This is a genomic window from Thermus caldilimi, from assembly GCF_004684245.1.
Classification (GTDB): Bacteria; Deinococcota; Deinococci; order Deinococcales; family Thermaceae; genus Thermus; species Thermus caldilimi.
In genome coordinates, this window is the sequence record NZ_CP038452.1 from 2267836 (window position 1) to 2286034 (window position 18199).

Sequence of the window (18199 nt, forward strand, 5' to 3'; positions counted from 1 at the left end):
ATGCTTGCCAGATTCGAACCCGAGCGACAAAGCCTTTTGACCAAAAGCTTCCGGGGTGAACTTCTGCTCAAACCTAAAGAGGCCAGGGCGAAGATCCTCACCAACGTACCCGTAGAAGTGAGGTACCCTTTAGAGATGATTAGCCTGGCCCCTAATCCGGAGGCTGCTCTCCAGGAAGGCATCAAGCTCACCCAACGCCTTCTTCGGGATCGGCTTTATGGCAGGGGCAAGGTTTTGGGTTGGCGGAAGAGCCTTGAAGGGGGGGACTACGCTATCTACGTAGAAGTGCCGCTCGACGTTTATCAAAATATTGACCTCACCTTAGAAATCGGAGCGGAGGTTCTTGCCCTGAGCGATCGGCTGGGCATCCCCTTCTTTGTCTATTTCGTACCCCCAAAGGATGTCGTCTAAGCGCGTGACTCCCCCGGAGCCCGGTTTCTTGCAGCACCGGGAGCAAGCTCTTCACAACGAAGCCCTTCTCAATGGATCATCTTTGCCTTCGGACTGGGAAGTGACGGTGCGCTTTTACGCTACCGCTCATTGGGTTAGGGCCTACCTGAAGAAGTACCTCAACGTTTCTTCCATCTCAAGCCACGAAGAGGCCGATCGTCTGCTAGAACGAGCCAAGGTGCAAAGGGAACTACGCCAGCTTTTCAAGGAGCTTCGCTGGGCTAGCGAAGATGCTCGGTATTATTGCGTGCATCCCTCTTCGGCCCAGCTTTACCGCTGCCGACAAGCCCACAACCGCCTTAGGGGCTTCTTTGAACCAAAGATCACGCCATGAACCGCCGGGGTAGGGGAGAGGGCTCCATCTTCCGCCGCAAGGACGGGCGTTGGGCGGGCTTTGTCACCCTGGGCCGCCGCCCCGATGGCCGTCAGGTCAAACGGTGGGTCTATGGACGCACCCGCCAGGAGGTGGCGGAAAAGCTGGCCCGCCTTCTCCCCCAGGCCTGGACCGGCACCATTCCGGACGCGGGCAGGCTGAAGCTGGGTGATTGGCTCCTCTACTGGATCGAGGAGCGCACTACCCGCAAGGGCCTCCGGCCCACCACCGTGCGCAACTACCGGGTCTACTTAGGCCACCTGGACCCCATCCTCCACACCCCCCTTTCTCGCCTCACCGCCCTGCAGCTTCGCGCCCTCTTCCAAGGCATGGCCCATCTTTCCCCTTCCCACCGACGCCACATTTACCAGTTCCTAAGGGCGGCTCTACGGGATGCGGTGCGGGCCGATCTCATCCCCTCTAACCCCATGGACGCCGTGGATCCTCCCGAAGGCGGGACCGTGCGCCCCGCCAGAGCGTGGAGCCCCGAAGAAGTGGCCCGCTTCCTGGAGGTTTCCGAGGGGCACCGCCTCTTCCCCCTCTTCGCCCTCATGCTGGCCACCGGCCTGCGGATAGGGGAGGCCTTAGCCCTCCGCTGGGAAGACTGGGAAGGGGAACGCCTTTGGGTTCGCCATACTCTCCGCCGGGACGGGACGCTGGGCCCTCCTAAGACGGCCAACTCCCACGGCTACCTTTACCTAGACCCCAGCACTCAGGCCCTCCTGGCGGATTGGCACACCCGCCTCGAAGAGGAGAAGGCCCAGGCTGGGGATGATTGGGAGGAACACGGCCTCATCTTCCCCTCCCGCCGGGGGACGCCCCTCCAGTACCGCAACGTGATGCGCACCTTCCAGGAACTTCAGGCCAAAGCAGGGGTGAGCCCCCTCAACCTTCACGGCCTGCGGCATACCTACACCTCCCTGGCCCTCCGGGCCGGCCTCCCGCCCAAGGTGGTAGCCGCCCGCCTGCGGCATAAAGACGTGAAGCTCACCCTCCAGGTCTACCAGCAGCTTATGGACCAAGACCTTAAAGAAGCGGCCCTCCCCCTTGACACCTTGCTACACCTTCAGAACCGCAACCAACCGGCACAAACCGCCCCCAAACCAAAGCGAAAGAAGGCCGTTCAGTAAACATCATTTGCCACTTTTGCCCTTCCTCAAGGGCCTGACCTTTTAGTGCTGATAAGCGTGAGGTCGGTGGTTCAAGTCCACCATCGCCCACCAAGGAAGGTCCCCCGGGAATCTTCCCGGGGGTTCTTTTTGGAGCACTTCCTGGAGCGTCCGTTAGCTTACGAAGTCTACCCCTCACCTTGGCCTTTTCCAAGATTTAAAGAGAAGCTCCACCCCTAAAAGAAAGCCAAAGGCCACGAGACCACCGTAGAGGAAGGCTCCACCAGGGAAGTGGGTTTCCAACCATCCTGCAACGGGATAGGCCAGAACCCACCAGAGGTGGCTCCAGGCAAAGTGGGCTCCGTAAACCCGCCCCTGGAGGACCTCAGGGGTACGGTCAGCGATCAGGGCTTGTGTGGGCAGGTTAACCCAGTTTTGGCCTGCACCAGCCAGAATCCAGAGGAAAAGGAGCAGGTTCAGGGAGGCCCAGTCAGCGGGCAGGACCGCCAGGCTGGAAACCATAGCACCTAAGAAGACAAAGGTGGTACGGGGGATGCGGTTTTCCCAAGCGCCCATGGACAAAGCAGCCAAGGTGGCCCCAATGCCAAAGCCAGCCATAGTCCAGCCGTATTCCAACGCGTCTAGCCCTAACTTTCCCCGGATCAAACCCACGGTGCCCACCAATACCAGGGCCCCGGACACCGCGGCCGAAAGCTCTAGGAGCAGGGCGTAGCGCAGGGGGCCGTCCCGCCACAACCAGAGGGTTCCCTCCCGAATATCGCCCAGGGGGCTGGTGGGAGTGTTTTCCCGTTCCACCCGGAGACTTACCGGCAGGGTAAGGATGAGCAGGGCGGAGAACATAAAGGTTATCCCGTTTAGCAGGAAAAGGTTCCGCGCTCCAAGGAGGCCCGCCAGGGCCCCGGCTATCCCGGGGCCCAGCACTCCCAGAACCTCGTAAGTGGCTCCGGATAGGGCAATGGCCTGGGCATAGTCTTTCTGTTTCATCACCTGGGGCAGCGCTGCCTGGTAGGCGGGGGTGAAGAAGGCGGTGAGGGCGTTGAGGAGGAACATCAGGGTGTAGATCTGCCATACCTCGCCTACCCAGGGCATAAGCCCTACCACCCCCATTCGGCCTAGGTCCGCACCTGCCATCAGCTTCCTCCGGTCCACCCGGTCGGCCAGGATCCCAGCCCACGGGGAGAGAAGGACAAAGGCCGTGACCCGCAGGGTCAGGGCTCCGGCCAGGATACTTGCTGACTTTGTCCCACCCACCTCAAAGGCCAGAAGAGCTAGGGCGACCCAGGTGAAGGCATCGCCTAGAAGGCTGGTGGTCTGGGCGGCGTACAGGCGGGCAAAGAGGGGGTTACGCAGGCTCTGGAGAAGGCGGGGAAGGGTTCTCATGGCTTGGCTCCGTGGTCCGGGAGGCCCAGGCGCTGGTGCTCGGCGTGGGCGAAGGCTTGGATGAGGAGGTCCGCAACATGGCTTTTGAGGCGGTAAAACACCTGGGTGCCCTGCCGGCGGGCGGCCACCACCCCCGCTCCCCGCAAAACCGCCAGGTGCCTCGAGGTGGTGCTTTGGGGAAGCCGTAAGCGCTGGGCCAAGCGGCCCACGCTTTCCTCGCCTTCCAGAAGACCTAAAGCGATGCGCAGGCGGGTGGCCTCCGCCAGGGCGGAGAAGATCCTCAGGACGTGCTCGAGGTCTTCCGCCGGGAGCCGGCTTTCCCGTGGGGCTTCGTGGCGCTCCATGAGCTGATTATATCGGTATCCGGATAAACGGATAAAGTGGTTCCCCGAAGGAATGGGACTTTTGCATGGGGTGGACTTCGGAGTCTTGGCCCTAGACGGGAGGGGAGGGGGGCGTATAGCCTGAAGGACATGTACGAGGGTAAGATCCTCTACGAAGGCCTCACCTTTGACGATGTTCTTCTCCTCCCTGGGTACTCGGAAGTGTTGCCCAGGGAGGTATCGGTGCGGACGCGGCTTACCAAGAGGCTTCACCTCAACATCCCCATCCTTTCTGCGGCCATGGACACGGTGACCGAGGCGGAGATGGCCATCGCCATGGCCCGGGAAGGGGGGCTGGGGGTGATTCACAAGAACCTCAGCGTTGAGGCCCAGGCCAGCATGGTGCGCAAGGTGAAGCGCTCCGAGGCGGGGATGATCCAGGACCCTGTGACCCTCCCCCCACCGCCACCCTCGAGGACGCCGAGCGCCTCATGCGGGAGTACCGCATCGGAGGGCTTCCCGTGGTGGACCTCTACGGGAAGCTCCTGGGCCTGGTGACCAACCGCGACCTGCGCTTTGAACGCAACCTGAAGCGACCCGTCACCGAGGTCATGACCCCTTTGGAGCGCCTCATCACCGCCCCCCCCGGCACCACTCTGGAGGAGGCAGAGGGGATCCTGCGCAAGCACAAGGTGGAGAAACTTCCCCTGGTAGACGAAATGGGTAGGCTCAAGGGGCTTCTTACCCTCAAGGACATCGTGAAGCGCAAGCAGTACCCCAACGCGGCCAAGGACGCCCTGGGCCGCCTTCTGGTGGGGGCGGCGGTGGGGGCCAGCAAGGACCTCCCCGAACGCGCTCAGGCCCTGGTGGAGGCCGGGGTGGACGTCCTGGTCCTGGACTCGGCCCACGGGCACTCCAAGGGGATCCTGGAGGCCCTCAGTTACCTGAAGGAGACCTTTGGGGACAAGGTGGAGGTCATCGCCGGCAACGTGGCCACCCGGGAGGGGGCCCGGGCCCTGGCGGAACGGGGGGCGGACGCGGTGAAGGTGGGCATTGGTCCCGGCTCCATCTGCACCACCCGGGTGGTGACCGGGGTGGGGGTGCCGCAGATCTCGGCCATCCTCGAGGCGGTGGCGGGGGTAAAGGACCTGGATGTGCCCATCATCGCCGATGGGGGCATCAAGTACACCGGCGATGTGGCCAAGGCCCTGGCGGCGGGGGCCCATTCGGTGATGCTGGGAAGCATGCTGGCGGGCACCGACGAGGCCCCGGGGGAGGAGGTGCTGAAGGATGGGCGCCGCTACAAGCTCTACCGGGGGATGGGCTCCCTGGGAGCCATGAGGCAGGGCTCCGCTGACCGCTACTTCCAGGAGCCGGGTAGGGGAGGGGAGACCGAGGCCAAGAAGCTGGTGCCCGAGGGGATCGAGGGCATGGTGCCCTACAAGGGCCCCGTGGCCGATGTCCTCTACCAGATCGTGGGGGGCCTGAGGAGCGCCATGGGTTACGTGGGGGCCCCGGATATAGAAACCTTCCGGCAGAAAGCCCGCTTCGTGCGCATGACCATGGCGGGCCTCATCGAAAGCCACCCCCACGACGTGGTGGTCATCAAGGAGGCCCCCAACTACTCCCGCTAAGGTTCCCCACCCTTTCCGGGCTAGTCTCCGAAAAGTTTTTCAAAGGCCTCTCCGCTTCCCTTCTTGCGGGCCAGGCGGTAGGTGCCTTCTTTTTCCTCCAGCCTTCCCTCCGCTACCAGGGCCTTCAGGGTGTCCTCCAACTCCTTTTTGGAAAAGGCTTCCCCCTCTTCGTCCAGGTAGCGCTGGATCTCCTTGAAGGTGGCAAAGCGCAATGCCTCTACCGCTCGCATGACCCATGCCTTGCGATCCATGCCACCATCCTATCCCCTTTCCCCGTGGCATCCTGGACGCGTGGACCCCTATCGGGAGTACCAGGACTACGTGGTGGCCTCGAGGCTCCTGGTGGCCCTGGGGCTTTCCCGGGAGGTGCTTTCCCTGGCCCAGTATGCCCGGTTTCGCCTCAAGCGTATGGAGCTGGTCCAGAAGGGAGAGTTCGGCCGCCTGGAAAGCTTGGATGAGCGGCTGCGGTATGGTTTCTTCAGCAATCCCTTAAAGCTCAAGGAGTTCCTGGAGCGCACCGCCCACGCCCCCTTTTGGGCCTCCCCCTTGGCCTTTGAGGCCCTGCTATTTCCCGAGGAGCAGGCCCGCCTTGTCTACCCAGGGCAGGCAGGGGAGTACTACCTGGGCTGGCTCAGGCTACCCCATCTCCTCATGGCTCCCGACGCCTTCGAGGAGGCCCTGAGGGAGCAGGAGGCCCGGGCCCAGGCCCTTCCCCTCTTCCTCAACGCCTTCCACCGGGTACCCGGCCCTTGATGCCTTTCGTCCTCGCCCCTGGCCCTAGGCTTCTTCCTCGAGAAGGGGCAGGCGCACCCGGAAGAGGGTCAGGCCGGGCTGGCTTTCCACAGTGATCTCCCCCCCGTGGCCCCTGGCGATGGCCTGGGCAATGGCCAGGCCAAGGCCTGTGCCTCCTCCGGGGCCCCGGGCGAAGCGCTCAAAGAGGCGGGGAAGGAGGTCTTCGGGGATTCCCGGGCCGTGGTCCTCCACCTCCAAGAGGGCGTTTTCCCCTTCCCGCTTGAGGCGCACCTGGACCCTTTCCCTTCCTGCGGCCCGAACGGCGTTGGCGATCAGGTTCCTGAGCATCTGCAAAAGCCGGTCTGGGTCCCCTAGCACCTCCAGGGACTCCCCCTGGAAGGCCACCCCGTACTCCCGGACGGCCTCCTCGGCTAAGGCCTTCAGGTCCACGATGTGGGGGTTTAAAGTGCGCTCCGCCTCCCCCCGGGCCAGGGAGAGGAGGTCTTCCACCAGGCGGCGCATCCGCTCCGCGGTGGCCTCCATGGTGCGGAGGGCCTCGAGGTCCAGGGGGTTCCTCCGCAGGCGGTCCAGGTGGCCCAGGAGCACGGTGAGGGGGGTCCTGAGCTCGTGGCTGGCCTCGGCCAGAAAGGCCCGCTCCTTTTCCTGGGCCTCCTTGAGGGCAAGGAGGAGGCCGTTTACCGCCTCCACCATGCGGCCGAACTCGTCCTTGGGGAGGTGGAGGGGGACCGGGTCCAGGCGCTTGGGGTTGCGCCGGGCGATCTCCTCGGCGGCTTCCTCCAGGGGTCTGGCGGTTAGGCGGGCGGTGAGGTAGACCAAGGCCGTGCCCAGGGGGAAAAGGAGGAAAAAGGCCTCGAGGAGGGCCTGCCTCAAGGCCCTTTGCGCCAGGTCTATGGGGGCGGTGTCCTGGGTGAGGGCGAGAAGGCCCAAGGGGGTGCGCACCAAAGCGGCGGCGAAGCCTCCTTGCCAGATGACCTTAGGGACCTTCCCCACCTCCTTTAGGGCCTCCGGGGGGAGACGGTGGGCCTCCTGGGTCAGGACCAGGACCTCCCCGTCCTCCGTGTAGAGGTGCAGGTAGACGCCTCCCGTGGTGAGGAGGGTCCCCGTCTGCCCCTTGCGGTAAGCCTCTGCCGCCCGTTTGGCATCCTCCAGGAGGGTGGCCTCGAGGTGGCCTCTAAGGGCTTGCTCCACCCCCTGTCCCGCCAGGTACAGGGCCCCCACCAAAAAGAGGAGCCAGAGGAGGCTGAAGGAGAGGAAAAGCCGAAGCCGGAAGGACATGGGGCCGGGCTAGGTTTCCTCCTCGCCTCTTCCCGGGCGCACCGCATACCCCAGGCCCCGCACCGTGCGCAGGTAGCCGTAGGCCCCGGCCTCGCGGAGCTTGGCCCGGAGGTTGGCCACGTGGACGTCCAGGACGTTGGAATCCCGGCCCAAGGGTTTGCCCCAGACCTTCTCCTCGATCTCCTGCCGGGGAAACACCCGTCCCGGTCGGCTCATGAGCAGGTGGAGGAGTTCAAACTCCTTGGGAGAAAGCCGCACCTCTTTTTCCCCAAAGAAAACCTGTCGCCTCTTGGAGTAGAGCTCCAGCCGCCCCACGGAGAGAACCTCGCTTCCCTCCTTGTGCCTCAGTTGCACCTGGATCCGGGCCAGGAGCTCGGCGGGGTGAAAGGGTTTCACCAGGTAGTCGTCGGCCCCGTCGGAGAGGAGGCCCACCTTGCGCTCCACCGCATCCTGGGCGGTGAGGACCAGGATGGGGGTGTCGTCGGTGGCCCGGATCCGCCGGGCCACCTCGGCCCCATCCAGGTCGGGAAGGCCGAGGTCCAAGACCACCAGGTCTGGCTTCCTTTCCCGGTGCTTCACCAGGCCTTCCATGCCGCTTTTAGCCCACTCCACGGTGAAGCCCGCCTCCTTGAGCTCCAGCTCCACCAGGCGGGCCACCTCCGCATCGTCCTCGATGAGCAGGATGCGCTTCATGGCCAGAGCCTTTCCGGAGGGGCGAGGCCGTAAACCTCCTTGAGGAGCCTAAGGAGGCTCACCCGCTCCTTGTCCTGCAGGAGGGCCACATCCCCGCGATCGGCCACCCCGGGGAAGGTGCGGGGCTTCTCCCCCGGGAGTACCAGAAGGAGTTGCACCTCCTGGCCCGGCCTAGGGGGCACGGGGGCGGAGAGGGGGATCAGCCTCTTGCCCTCCACCCGCCAAGCCCCATGCAGGATGCGCAGGTCCTGGGAGAAAAGCCTTAGCTCCGTGCCCGGGGGGAGGCTAGGCCCCAGGAGGGGAGGAAGGGCGGCCAGGACCGTCCCCAAGAAAAGGAGGAGGGCCAGAGGGCGCATCGCCTCCCATTCTACGCCCCAGGCTCAGCCCTTTGTGGGAGGGAGGTTAAGGATCCTGAAGGTTTTTCCGGGAGGAGGAAGCCTGCGGAAACCACGTACTTGAGGGCATCCTCCACGCTGATCTCCAAGGGGATGACCTCCTCTGTGGGCACCAGGATGACCATGCCGCTGGCGGGCACAGGGCTCGTGGGGACCAAGACGGCGGTGTATCCCTCGGGCAGGGGGGGGAGCCGGCCGTTCACCGGCTGCACCACGAAGCAGAGGGTGTAAAGCCCTCTCCGGGGGTACTCGATGACCGCAGCCCGGCTGAACTTCACCTCCTGGTGGCCGAAGAGGGTGTGGGTGATCTGCTGCACCGCCTTGTAGATGTCCCGCACGATAGGGAAGAGGAGAAGGGAGCGCTCCAAGGAGCCAATGAGCCTGCGGCCCAGGTAGTTCTCCGTCACGGTGCCCACCAGGTAGATGAGCACCCCCGCCAGGAAGAGACCCGCAAAGGGTAGGAGGGGCTGGTAGGTTCGGGGCACCTCGAGGTTCAGGAGGCGCAGAAAGCTCTGGATGTAGCCCCCGGAATAGGTGTAGACCCAGACCAGAAAGTAGAGGGTGACCAGAAGGGGAAGAAGGGTAACCAGCCCGGTGAGGAACCTCTGGCGCAGGCGCATGGCTTTCAGTTTACGGGAAAACCCCTATCAGGGGCGCCCCCTTTTGGGAAATGGGCTTCCAAACTCCCCAGGGGCACCGCCTTGGGTCAATGCCCGGTAGGGGGAAGGCCACGCCCGGGGCCCCCGCCGCGGCGCAGGCCACGGCGGGGCACTCCTCAGCGCCCGTCCCCGCGGCTTTGGGCCAGTTCCTTGAGGCCCTTGATGTCCTTCAGGATGATCTTGCCGTAGCCGGAGCGGATGTAGCCTTCCCGGGTGAGCTCCCCGATAACCTTGGTCACGGTTTCCCGCACGCTCCCCACCGCTGCGGCCAGCTCGTCATGGGTGGCGCGGAGGACCAAGCCCTCCGCTTCCTCGTGGGCCAAGGGGGTTTCCGAAAGCTCCAGGATGGCGGCGGCCATGCGGTTTTTCAGGCGCTGGGTGGCCAGGCGCTCAATGCGCCGGTAGGACTCGGAAAGGGCCTGGGCCAGGCTCAGGAGCACCTGGCGGATCTCCTCGGGATGGGGTTCCTTGGGGAGGGGTTCTGCCACCACCTCGGTCACCGCCTCGGCGAAGTAGGTCCGCTCCATGCCCGCCAAGGCCTCCTCGCCGAAGTACCCCCCGGGGCGAACCAGGCGCAGGGTGAGGGCATTCCCCTCTTCATCCACCGCCTCGAGGCGCACCAGCCCCTCGAGGACCCGGTAGACCCGGTCCCGGGGCCCTGGCACCCCCGGGTACAGGATGACCTCGCCGGGCTTGAAGGTTACGGTTTCGCGGGTCTGGGTCATGGCTGCCTCCTTGCCCCTAGGCTAGCACGCCCAAGGGGTTTTGTAAACCTATGGGTTGCAAAAATAGCGCCGGGGCTACCTGGGCTCCAAGGGGCGCTTGCGGGCCACGGAAAGGAGGCGGTCGGTGGAAAGCTCCGCCTCCTCCCCCCGCCGCCTCGCCTCTTCCCGCTCCATCTCCGCCCAGAAGAGGGCCATCTCCCAGACCGCCCGTAGGCGCTCTTCCAGGGGCACCCCCTCCCACTCCTTTCGGTCGTCCGGGGGGTGGTCCAAGGGGAACCTGCGGGCCACAGGCCGTATCGTTCTCATGGCTCCTCGAGGTCCCTCAGGTCCAAGGGCTGGCCGAAGGCCCGCGGAAGCGGGCCCCTGCCCGGTGCAGGGCCCGGAGGAAGTCCAGCATGTCCTCGGTCATCCCACGTTCTCCCGTAGCCAGTCCAGGTAAGCCTGGTGCCCTTCGGCCACGGGCAGGGCCAGGATCTCGGGCACCCTATAGGGGTGGAGGGCAAGCACCCGTTTCTTCAGCCTGGAGAAGGCGAAGGTGGTGGTCTTGACGATGAGGAGGACCTCCCGGTCCTCCACCACCTCCCCCTGCCAGCGGTAGATGGAGGTGAGGCCCGGCACCAGGTTCACGCAGGCGGCCAGGCCCTCCTCCACCAGGGTGCGGGCCAGGGTGCGGCCCACCTCCTCGCTGGGGGCGGTGATCAGGACCACCTCCTCCATCACTGCTCCTCCTCCACGGCGAAGGCGCTCACCACCTCGTCGTCCTCGGGGAGGTTCATCACCTTGACCCCGGCGGTGTCCCGGGAGTACTGGCGGATATCGGCCACGGGGGTGCGGATGGCCAGGCCCTTCTTGGAAAGGACCAGGAGGTCCTCCGTGCCCCGCACCTTGAGGAGGGCGGCCAGGCGGCCTACCTTGGTGGAAACCTTATAAGTGATCACCCCCATTCCCCCACGGCCCTGCAGGGGGTACTCGGCGAGAGGGGTGCGCTTGCCGTAGCCCCGGGTGCTCACCGCCAGGAGGTCCACCATCTCCCCGGGCTTCACCGTGACGAGGGAGACCACCCGGTCGCCCGGCTTCTTGAAGCGGATCCCCGTCACCCCCTGGCTGTCCCGGCCCGTGGCCCTCACCTCCTCTAAGGGGAAGCGGATGGCCTGCCCCTCCTCCGTGGCCAGGATGGCCTCGTCCTCGGGGTCGGAAAGGGCCACCCCGATCAGCCGATCCCCTTCCAGGAGGCGGATGGCGATGAGCCCCGCCGCCCCCAGGTTCTGGTACTCCCTTAAGGCGGTGCGCTTCACCAGGCCCCGTTCCGTGGCGAAGACCAGGTAGCCCTCCCCGTCCAGGCCCCTTACGGAAAGCAGGGCGGCCACCTCCTCCTCCTCGGCCAGGGGAAGAAGGGTTTTCACGTGCACCCCCCGGGCCTGGCGGCCCATCTCCGGTAGCTCGTAGACCTTCAGGCGGTAGACCCGGCCCCGGTTGGTGAAAAGGAGGAGGTCCTCATGGGCCTGGGCCACGAAAACCTGGATGGCCTCGTCCTCCTCCTTGGTCTTGCCGGCGATCAGCCCTTTCCCCCCCGCCCCTGGGCCCGGTAGCTCTCCAGGGGAAGGCGCTTTAGGAAGCCCTGGGCGGTGAGGGTGATGACCATGGGCTCGTCCTCGATGAGGTCTTCGGGGTTGAAGCTTTCCTCGAACTCGGTGATTACCGTGCGCCGGGCATCCCCGTACTTCTCCTTGACCCTAAGGAGGTCCTTCTTGACCTCGGCCCAAAGCCGCCCTTCCTCCTCGAGGATGGCCTTAAGCCGGGCGATCTCCTCCATGAGTTCCCGATACTCCTCCAAGAGCTTTTCCCGTTCCAGGGCCACCAGGCGTTGCAGGCGCATGTCCAGGATGGCCTGGGCCTGGATTTCGCTGAGGCCGAAGCGCTCCATGAGCCCTTTTCGGGCCTCCTGGGCGTCCTGGGAGCCGCGGATGAGAGCGATGACCTCGTCGATGTGGTCCAAGGCGATGAGGAGGCCCTCCAGCACGTGGGCCCGCTCCTGGGCCTTCTTGAGGTCAAAGAGGCTTCGCCGACGCACCACCTCCTTGCGGTGGTCCAGGTATTGGCGCATGAGGGAGAGGAGGGGGAGGACCTTGGGCTCCCCGTTCACGATGGCCAGGAGGTTCACCGTGAAGGAGGTCTGCAGGGCGGTGTGCTTGTAGAGCTGGTTCAGGACCACCTGGGGGTTGGCCCCCCGTTTGAGCTCTATGGCGATGCGCAGGCCCTGGCGGTCGGACTCGTCCCGGAGGGCCACGATGTCCTCAATCTTCTTGGCCTTGACCAGGGTGGCGATCTGGGCGATGAGGCCTGCTTTGTTCACCTGGTAAGGGATTTCCGTGACCACCAGCATGGGCCTTTGGCCCTTCTCCTCAATGCGCACCTTGGCCCGCACCTTGAGGCTGCCCCGTCCCGTGGCGTAGGCCTCCTGGATGCCTTTACGGGAAAGCTTCCCCCCGGTGGGGAAGTCGGGGCCGGGGAGGTAGCGCATGACCTCCTCGAGGGTGATCCCGGGGTTCTCAATCATGGCCACCAGGGCGTCCACCACCTCGGAGAGGTTGTGGGGGGGAAGGCTGGTGGCCATGCCCACGGCGATGCCGCTTGAGCCGTTTACCAGGAGGTTAGGGATGGCGGAGGGGAGGACCTCGGGCTCCTTCAGGGAGCCGTCGTAGTTGGGGCGGAAATCCACGGTCTCCTTGTCGATGTCCAGAAGCATCTCCGCCCCCAGAGGGGAAAGGCGGGCCTCGGTGTAGCGCTGGGCCGCCGGAGGGTCCCCGTCTAAGGAGCCGAAGTTCCCCTGGCCATCCACCAGGGGATAGCGCAGGTTCCAGGGCTGGGCCAGACGGGCCAAGGCGTCGTAGATGGCGGCGTCCCCGTGGGGGTGGTACTTACCCATGACCTCGCCCACGATCTTGGCGCTTTTCACGTGCTTCCGGCCCGGAAGCACCCCCTCCTGGTAGGCGCCGAAGAGGATCCGCCTCTGGACCGGCTTGAGCCCGTCCCGCACATCGGGCAGGGCCCGGTCCACGATGACGGACATGGCGTAGTTGATGAAACTCTGTTTAAGTTCCTCGGTGATCTCTACAGGCAGAACCTGAGACATAGCGCTCCTTGGGCGTTTCCGCCTTCTTTAAGTATAGCAACTTCTCCGCCGGGGCCTTCCCCGGCCAGGAGGGCGTGGAGCCCTAGGGAGCCCCCACCTCCAGGACCTCCGCCAGGTAGACCAGGGCCAGCTTGTAGGAGAGGGGACCGAAGCCGGAGATGATTCCCCGGCAGGCCCCCGCGGTGACGGAGTGCTGGCGGAAGGGCTCGCGGGCGTGGAGGTTGGAGAGGTGCACCTCCACCACGGGAAGGGGCTGAGCCCGTATGGCGTCCAGAAGGGCGTAGGAGTAGTGGGTGAGGGCTCCGGGGTTAAGGACGATGGCCAGGAACCCCTCCCGATGGGCTTGCTGTACCCATTCGATCAGCTGACCCTCGTAGTTGCTCTGGCGGAAGGCCACCCCCAGGCCCAGCTCCGCTCCCCAGGCCTCGCAGAGGGCTTCCAGCTCCTCGAGGGTGGTGCGCCCGTACACCTCGGGCTCCCGCTGGCCCAGAAGGTTCAGGTTGGGTCCGTTTAGGATCAGCACCATAGAGGCTCCTTTCCCCTAGGATAAGGGCATGCCCTGGCTACTGGCCCTCCTCCTGGCCTTACCCGCCTTGGCCCAGACCCACACCGTAGCCCCTGGGGAAACGCTTTTTTCCATCGCCCGCCGCTACGGGACCACGGTGGAGGCCCTGGCCCGGCTCAATGGGCTTCAGGATCCCAACCGCATCCGGGTGGGGCAGGTCCTGCGGGTGCGCCCTGGGGGGGAGGTGGCCCTGCCCAGGGGAAGCCTGGTTTATTTCCCCCCGATCCAGGGCCGGGCCTTTGCCCTACGGGTGGAAGGGTACCGGGAGGGGTGGGTGGAGTTTTTGGGGGTGCGCTACCCTCTCCTTTCCGGGGAGGGGGGGCTTTGGGCCCTCCTGGCGGTGGGGGCGATGCAACCCCCAGAGGTCTACCCTTTGCGCCTCCATCTGGATGGGGAGGAGACGGTCCTCCCTCTGAGGGTGCTGGCAGGGGGCTACGCCAAGGAGACCCTAGTCCTTTCCCCTTCTCTGGAGAAGCTCCTCGAGGACCCTGGCCTAAAGGCGGAGCGGGAGAAGGTGGTGCAGGCCTGCCCTAGGGAGGGGCCCTTGACCTTTTCCCGCTTCCTGAAGCCCCTGGAGGGTGGGCGCATCACCAGCGCTTTTGGTACCCGTCGGCGCTACGGCACCCTCTTCACCTCCTACCACGAGGGCCTGGACTTCGCCGCCCCACCCGGCACCCCGGTGCGGGCGGTGGCTGAGGGGGTGGTGGTGCTTTCCGAAAGGCTCAAGGTACGGGGGGAGGCGGTGGTGGTGGCCCACGGGATGGGCCTTTGCACGGGGTACTGGCACCTTTCGGAAAGGAGGGTGAGGGTGGGAGAGAGGGTGAAAGGGGGCCAGGTCATCGGCCTTTTGGGGAGCACGGGGCTTTCCACCGGGCCCCATCTGCACCTGGAGGTGCGCCTTTTCGGCATCCCCGTGGACCCCGCGCCCTTCTTCCAGGGCCTTCCCTCACCCTAGCCGCAGGAGCGAGAGAACCTCCACGTGGTGGGTGAAGGGGAAGAAGTCGTAGGGCCGGGCGAAGGCCAGCTGGTAGCCACCCCCCACCAGCTCCCCCACGTCCCTGGCCCAGGTGGCGGGGTCGCAGGCCACGTAGAGGACCTCCTTGGGCTGGGACTCCAAAAGGTAGGCCCTCACCTCCGGGGAAAGGCCGGTGCGGGGTGGGTCCAGGACCACCAGGTCAAAGCCGCCGAGATTCCTGGCCTCCTTGGCGTCCCCCCGGTGGAAGCGCACGTTTTCTATGCCAAGCCGCCTCCTATCCGCCTCTCCCCGGCGCACGGCTTCCTTGCTGATCTCCACCGCCACCACCTCCTGGAAACGGGGGGCCAGGAGGAGGGAGAAAAGGCCGCTTCCCGCATAGAGCTCCAGGGCCCGCTTTCCGCCGGAAACCAGGTTCAGGGCCTCCTCCAGGAGTTCCCCCATGGCCAAGGGGTTCACCTGACTGAAGCTTTCCACGCTCACGGTGGCGGTGAGGGGGCCGAACCGCTCCAGTAGGGTCCTTCCCCCGTAAAGGGGCTGGACCCTTCCCCGGAAGCGGCCCTTGGGGGAGGGTTCGGCCCAGACCACCCCGGCGAAGCCCTCCCGCACCAGGGCCCTGGCGGGGCGCTTCAGAGCCTCCGGGCTTCCCCCGATGAGGCCGAGGAGCACCCGGCCCTCGTGGAGGCTTCCCCTCAAGGCCACCTCCTCCACCGGTAAGGGCCAGGCCTTGAGAAGGGCGAAGGCCCAGGCTAGGGGCTCGGCCAAAAGGGGGTCCTCCTCCAGCCGGAAAAGTTCCTGGGTTTCCGGCAGGCGGTAGGCCAGGCCCCCAGGGGATGGCGGGCGTACTGGGCGGCGGTACGGTAGCCCAGGGGCCTGGGGGAGGGGCGAATGGGGGCCAGGGGAAGGGAAAGCCTGGCGATGCGCATGAGGGCATCTCGCACCAGATCTTCCTTCAGGGGAAGCTGGCTTTCGTATAGAAGGGGCAGGTCAGCGGAAGGGGGAAGAGGGTGGGGGTAGCGGTCGGGACGGGGGGTGAGCACCTCCACCTCCTCCAGGAAAAGGGTTCCCTTGCGGCGCACGGGTTTTCCCCGCACCGCCTCCCCCGGCAGGGCCCCCTTGATGAGGACGGCCCCTTCCCCGGTGCGGGCGAGGCCATAGCCCCCCGGCACCAGCTTCTCCACGGTGAGAACCTTCACCCTTCCACCCTACACCAAGCCCGTCAGCGCTAAGATGGAGGGGTGATTCGGGTACTGTTAGCGGACGATCATGCCCTCTTCCGCCAGGGGCTCAAAAGTCTGTTGGAGGCGGAAGGGGATTTCCGGGTGGTGGGCGAGGCCAAGGACGGTTGGGAGGCGCTAAGGCATGCCCTCGAGGCCAGGCCGGATGTCATCCTCATGGACATCCAGATGCCGAACCTGGATGGGGTGCAGGCCACCCAGGCCATCCTCAAGGAGTGGCCCGAGGCCAGGGTGATCATCCTCACCATGTACCGCCAGGACGCTTACGTCTTCGAGGCGGTGAAGGCGGGGGCCCGGGGCTACCTCCTCAAGGACACGGATGCCAGCGAACTCATCGGGGCCATCCGCCGGGTGCACGCCGGGGAGGTGCTCTTGGATGCCGATCTGGCCGGGCGGATCATCCAGGACTTCCGGGTCAAGAAGGAGTCTAGCCTTCCCCTTCATGCCGAGCTTTCCGAGAGGGAGATTCAGATCCTCAAGCTGGTGGCCCAGGGCTACACCAACCTGGAGATCGCCGCCGAGCTTCAGCTCTCCGAGAAAACGGTGCGCAACCGCCTCTCCGAGATCTTCCAAAAACTCCACCTGAACAACCGCACCCAGGCGGCCCTTTACGCCATCCGGGAGGGGCTGGCCGGACCTGAGCCTCAGGAGTAGTGGACCCGGTACGGTTCCTCTTAGAACTCTCCCCCCTGGTGGGAGAAGCGGCCCGTGGGGATTTCGTGGCTGCCCACTTGCCCAGGGCGCAAAGAGACGGCCTGGGGAACGTGTGGGCGGGGGAGGGGCGGGTGTTGCTCCTCGCCCATCTGGACACGGTGTTGCCGCCTAAGCCCCCGAAGCGGGTGGGGGAGAGGCTCTATGGCCCTGGGGTGGGGGACAACTCGGGCGGGGTGGCCGTCCTCCTCTCTCTTCCCGAAATGCCCGGGGTGGTGCGGGCCTTCACCGTGGGGGAGGAGGGTCTGGGGAACCTCAAGGGGGCTAGGGCCTTGGTGGAAACCCTGGCTCCGGAGGTGGTGGTGGCGGTGGATGGGTATCTGCCGGGGGTGGTGGACCGGGCCTTGGGCTCGCTCCGCTTCCGGATCACCCTTCTGGGCCGGGGAGGCCACGCCTGGGGGGACAGGGGGACCCCTAACCCCGTGTTCGCCCTGGCGGAAGGGCTCTCCCGGTTACACGCCCTCTTTAAGGAAATGGGGGGCGAGGCCAGCCTGAACGCCAGCGGCCTCCGGGGGGGCGAGGCGGTAAACGCCATCCCCAAGGAGGCCTCGGCCTTGCTGGAGATCCGCGCCTTGGAGGAGGAGGCGCTTCGCGCCCTCTACCACAAGGCCCAGGAGGTCCTGGAGGAGGCGGCCCAACTCCATGGAGTGGAGGTTTCCCTGGAGGTCCTGGGGACGAGGCCTGCGGGGAGCACCGCCACGCCTAAGCTTCTGCAGGCGGCGGAGATGGCGCTGGCCAAGATCGGGGAGAGGCCCCAGTTCCAGCCGGGTTCCACCGATGCCAGCGCCGCCATCGAGCGGGGCATCCCCGCCTTGGCCCTGGGGGTGTACCGGGGGGGTGGGGCCCACACCCCGGAGGAATGGGTGCTTCCCCAAAGCCTTTGGGAGGGGCGGGAGGTGCTTCTGGCCTTTTTAAAGGCCCTTGGCGTAGGATAGGGCGTATGCGCGTGGGTGTCCTGAGGGCCTTCCTGTCCCGGCGATACCTGGGCTTCTGGGAAGCGTATTTAAAGGCCTTGGGGGTGGAGGTGGTGCGGGTGGAGGTGCCGCCTGCCCGCCACCAGCCCTACTGCCTGCCGGTGCAGGAGCTTTTGGCCCAGGTGGAGGCCCTGAAAGCCGAAGGGGTGGACTACCTCCTCCTTCCCGACCTCCAGGGGGCGGTGGAGTCGGAAAAGGGCGGGGGGCAGTGCCCCTGGCTTTTGGACCTCGAGGCCACCCTCCTCCGCTACTTTCCGGGGCTTCCCCCGGTGCTCAAGGTGCCCGCCGAGCTCTCCGAGCGGGTCCTGGGCCGGGCGGGGGAGGTGGGCCACCTCCTCACCCAGAACCCCATGCTGGTGGGGCGGGCTCTGGACCGGGTGCGGGGGCTTTTGAAACCTCCTCCTCCCCTCAAGACCCCTCCGGGAAGCGTGGGGGTGGTGGCCCAGCCCTACCTCCTCGAGGACGAGTCCTTCCGCAAGGCGGTGGAGGAGGCCCTGGCCCGGGAGGGGCTTATCCCCTACTTCCCCGACCTGCCCCCGGAGAAGCTCAGGGAGGAGGGGGATAGGCTCCTCCCCATGGACCTTCCCACCGACCGGGAACTGGTGGGCATGGTTCATTACCTCCACCGCCTGGGCCGGGTGAAGGGCCTTTTGCTGGTGGTTTCCTACGCATGCCCTCCCATCCCTGGTCTCTTGCAGAAGGCGGCCCGGCGGCTCCGCAAGCCCTACCGCCTCCTCACCTTGGGGGAGGACTGGGGCGAGGCCCTGAGGGGACTCAAGGAAGAGCTGCTCGGTGCGTGAGCCAGGCCCCCTTCC

19 protein-coding genes and 3 pseudogenes are annotated in these 18199 nt (G+C 65.7%); 9 read left to right on the forward strand and 13 right to left on the reverse strand.

Going from position 1 to position 18199, the window contains the following annotated elements:
• Genes EBI04_RS12130 through EBI04_RS12140 form a run of 3 tightly spaced genes read left to right on the forward strand, consistent with a single transcriptional unit; the run spans position 1 to position 1953 of the window.
• Positions 1-411, forward strand: a complete 411-nt coding sequence (locus tag EBI04_RS12130; protein ID WP_135257663.1) for a hypothetical protein — start codon at positions 1-3, stop codon at positions 409-411.
• Positions 401-784: a hypothetical protein gene (locus tag EBI04_RS12135; protein ID WP_135257664.1), complete on the forward strand. Its 384-nt coding sequence runs from the start codon at positions 401-403 to the stop codon at positions 782-784. Before EBI04_RS12130 ends, EBI04_RS12135 begins: the two co-directional genes overlap by 11 nt.
• Positions 781-1953, forward strand: coding sequence for a tyrosine-type recombinase/integrase (locus tag EBI04_RS12140; RefSeq protein ID WP_135257665.1), 1173 nt, complete (start codon positions 781-783; stop codon positions 1951-1953). The genes EBI04_RS12135 and EBI04_RS12140 overlap by 4 nt, the downstream gene beginning before the upstream one ends.
• A gap of 174 nt (positions 1954-2127) precedes the next feature.
• On the opposite strand, the gene EBI04_RS12145 is transcribed toward EBI04_RS12140, so the two are convergent.
• Positions 2128-3333, reverse strand: a complete 1206-nt coding sequence (locus tag EBI04_RS12145; protein WP_135257666.1) for an MFS transporter — start codon at positions 3331-3333, stop codon at positions 2128-2130.
• Positions 3330-3677 (reverse strand): ArsR/SmtB family transcription factor, encoded by a 348-nt coding sequence (locus tag EBI04_RS12150; protein WP_135257667.1) that lies wholly within the window; start codon positions 3675-3677, stop codon positions 3330-3332. Before EBI04_RS12150 ends, EBI04_RS12145 begins: the two co-directional genes overlap by 4 nt.
• Positions 3678-3806: 129 nt before the next feature.
• Between EBI04_RS12150 and guaB the strand changes: the two are divergent.
• Positions 3807-5290: pseudogene (gene guaB / locus EBI04_RS12155) on the forward strand (IMP dehydrogenase).
• Between the two features lie 20 nt (positions 5291-5310).
• Here guaB and EBI04_RS12160 read toward each other — a convergent pair.
• Entirely contained in the window at positions 5311-5541 is a 231-nt protein-coding gene (locus EBI04_RS12160) for a hypothetical protein (protein ID WP_135257668.1), read from the reverse strand.
• Positions 5542-5581: 40 nt separating this feature from the next.
• Here EBI04_RS12160 and EBI04_RS12165 point away from each other — a divergent pair, with 40 nt between their 5' ends.
• Entirely contained in the window at positions 5582-6043 is a 462-nt protein-coding gene (locus EBI04_RS12165; protein ID WP_135257669.1) for a hypothetical protein, read from the forward strand.
• Positions 6044-6067: 24 nt separating this feature from the next.
• On the opposite strand, the gene EBI04_RS12170 is transcribed toward EBI04_RS12165, so the two are convergent.
• From EBI04_RS12170 to aroQ, 9 genes and pseudogenes are all read right to left on the reverse strand, one after another.
• Positions 6068-7318, reverse strand: a complete 1251-nt coding sequence (locus tag EBI04_RS12170) for a sensor histidine kinase (RefSeq protein WP_135257670.1) — start codon at positions 7316-7318, stop codon at positions 6068-6070.
• 9 nt (positions 7319-7327) lie between these two features.
• Complete coding sequence (locus EBI04_RS12175; protein WP_135257671.1) at positions 7328-8011, reverse strand: response regulator transcription factor; 684 nt, start codon at positions 8009-8011, stop codon at positions 7328-7330.
• On the reverse strand, positions 8008-8367 hold the full coding sequence (locus tag EBI04_RS12180; RefSeq protein ID WP_135257672.1) for a hypothetical protein: 360 nt from the start codon (positions 8365-8367) through the stop codon (positions 8008-8010). The genes EBI04_RS12175 and EBI04_RS12180 overlap by 4 nt, the downstream gene beginning before the upstream one ends.
• Positions 8368-8378: 11 nt before the next feature.
• Positions 8379-9026, reverse strand: a complete 648-nt coding sequence (locus tag EBI04_RS12185; RefSeq protein ID WP_135257673.1) for a DUF502 domain-containing protein — start codon at positions 9024-9026, stop codon at positions 8379-8381.
• Between the two features lie 155 nt (positions 9027-9181).
• Positions 9182-9790 (reverse strand): helix-turn-helix domain-containing protein, encoded by a 609-nt coding sequence (locus tag EBI04_RS12190; RefSeq protein ID WP_135257674.1) that lies wholly within the window; start codon positions 9788-9790, stop codon positions 9182-9184.
• A 75-nt stretch (positions 9791-9865) separates the two neighbouring features.
• Positions 9866-10096 carry a hypothetical protein gene (locus EBI04_RS12195; RefSeq protein ID WP_135257675.1) on the reverse strand — a complete coding sequence of 77 codons (231 nt, stop codon included), beginning with the start codon at positions 10094-10096 and terminating at the stop codon, positions 9866-9868.
• A gap of 99 nt (positions 10097-10195) precedes the next feature.
• Positions 10196-10507, reverse strand: a complete 312-nt coding sequence (gene cutA, locus EBI04_RS12200) for a divalent-cation tolerance protein CutA (protein WP_135257676.1) — start codon at positions 10505-10507, stop codon at positions 10196-10198.
• A pseudogene (gyrA, locus tag EBI04_RS12205) lies at positions 10507-12923 on the reverse strand (DNA gyrase subunit A). Before gyrA ends, cutA begins: the two are co-directional and overlap by 1 nt.
• Before the next feature lie 82 nt (positions 12924-13005).
• Positions 13006-13449 (reverse strand): type II 3-dehydroquinate dehydratase, encoded by a 444-nt coding sequence (aroQ, locus tag EBI04_RS12210; protein ID WP_135257677.1) that lies wholly within the window; start codon positions 13447-13449, stop codon positions 13006-13008.
• Positions 13450-13477: 28 nt separating this feature from the next.
• Here aroQ and EBI04_RS12215 point away from each other — a divergent pair, with 28 nt between their 5' ends.
• Positions 13478-14443, forward strand: a complete 966-nt coding sequence (locus tag EBI04_RS12215; protein ID WP_135257678.1) for a LysM peptidoglycan-binding domain-containing M23 family metallopeptidase — start codon at positions 13478-13480, stop codon at positions 14441-14443.
• On the opposite strand, the pseudogene EBI04_RS12220 reads toward EBI04_RS12215, so the two are convergent.
• Positions 14435-15657 (reverse strand): annotated as a pseudogene (locus tag EBI04_RS12220) (class I SAM-dependent RNA methyltransferase). The gene EBI04_RS12215 and the pseudogene EBI04_RS12220 overlap by 9 nt on opposite strands.
• A 42-nt stretch (positions 15658-15699) precedes the next feature.
• Between EBI04_RS12220 and EBI04_RS12225 the strand changes: the two are divergent.
• Genes EBI04_RS12225 through EBI04_RS12235 form a run of 3 tightly spaced genes read left to right on the forward strand, consistent with a single transcriptional unit; the run spans position 15700 to position 18184 of the window.
• Positions 15700-16353: a response regulator transcription factor gene (locus EBI04_RS12225; RefSeq protein ID WP_135257679.1), complete on the forward strand. Its 654-nt coding sequence runs from the start codon at positions 15700-15702 to the stop codon at positions 16351-16353.
• Complete coding sequence (locus EBI04_RS12230) at positions 16353-17345, forward strand: M20/M25/M40 family metallo-hydrolase (protein ID WP_135257680.1); 993 nt, start codon at positions 16353-16355, stop codon at positions 17343-17345. Before EBI04_RS12225 ends, EBI04_RS12230 begins: the two co-directional genes overlap by 1 nt.
• A gap of 5 nt (positions 17346-17350) precedes the next feature.
• A complete protein-coding gene (locus EBI04_RS12235; RefSeq protein WP_135257681.1) occupies positions 17351-18184 on the forward strand; it encodes a hypothetical protein in 834 nt (277 codons plus the stop codon).
• Positions 18185-18199: the final 15 nt, after the last annotated feature.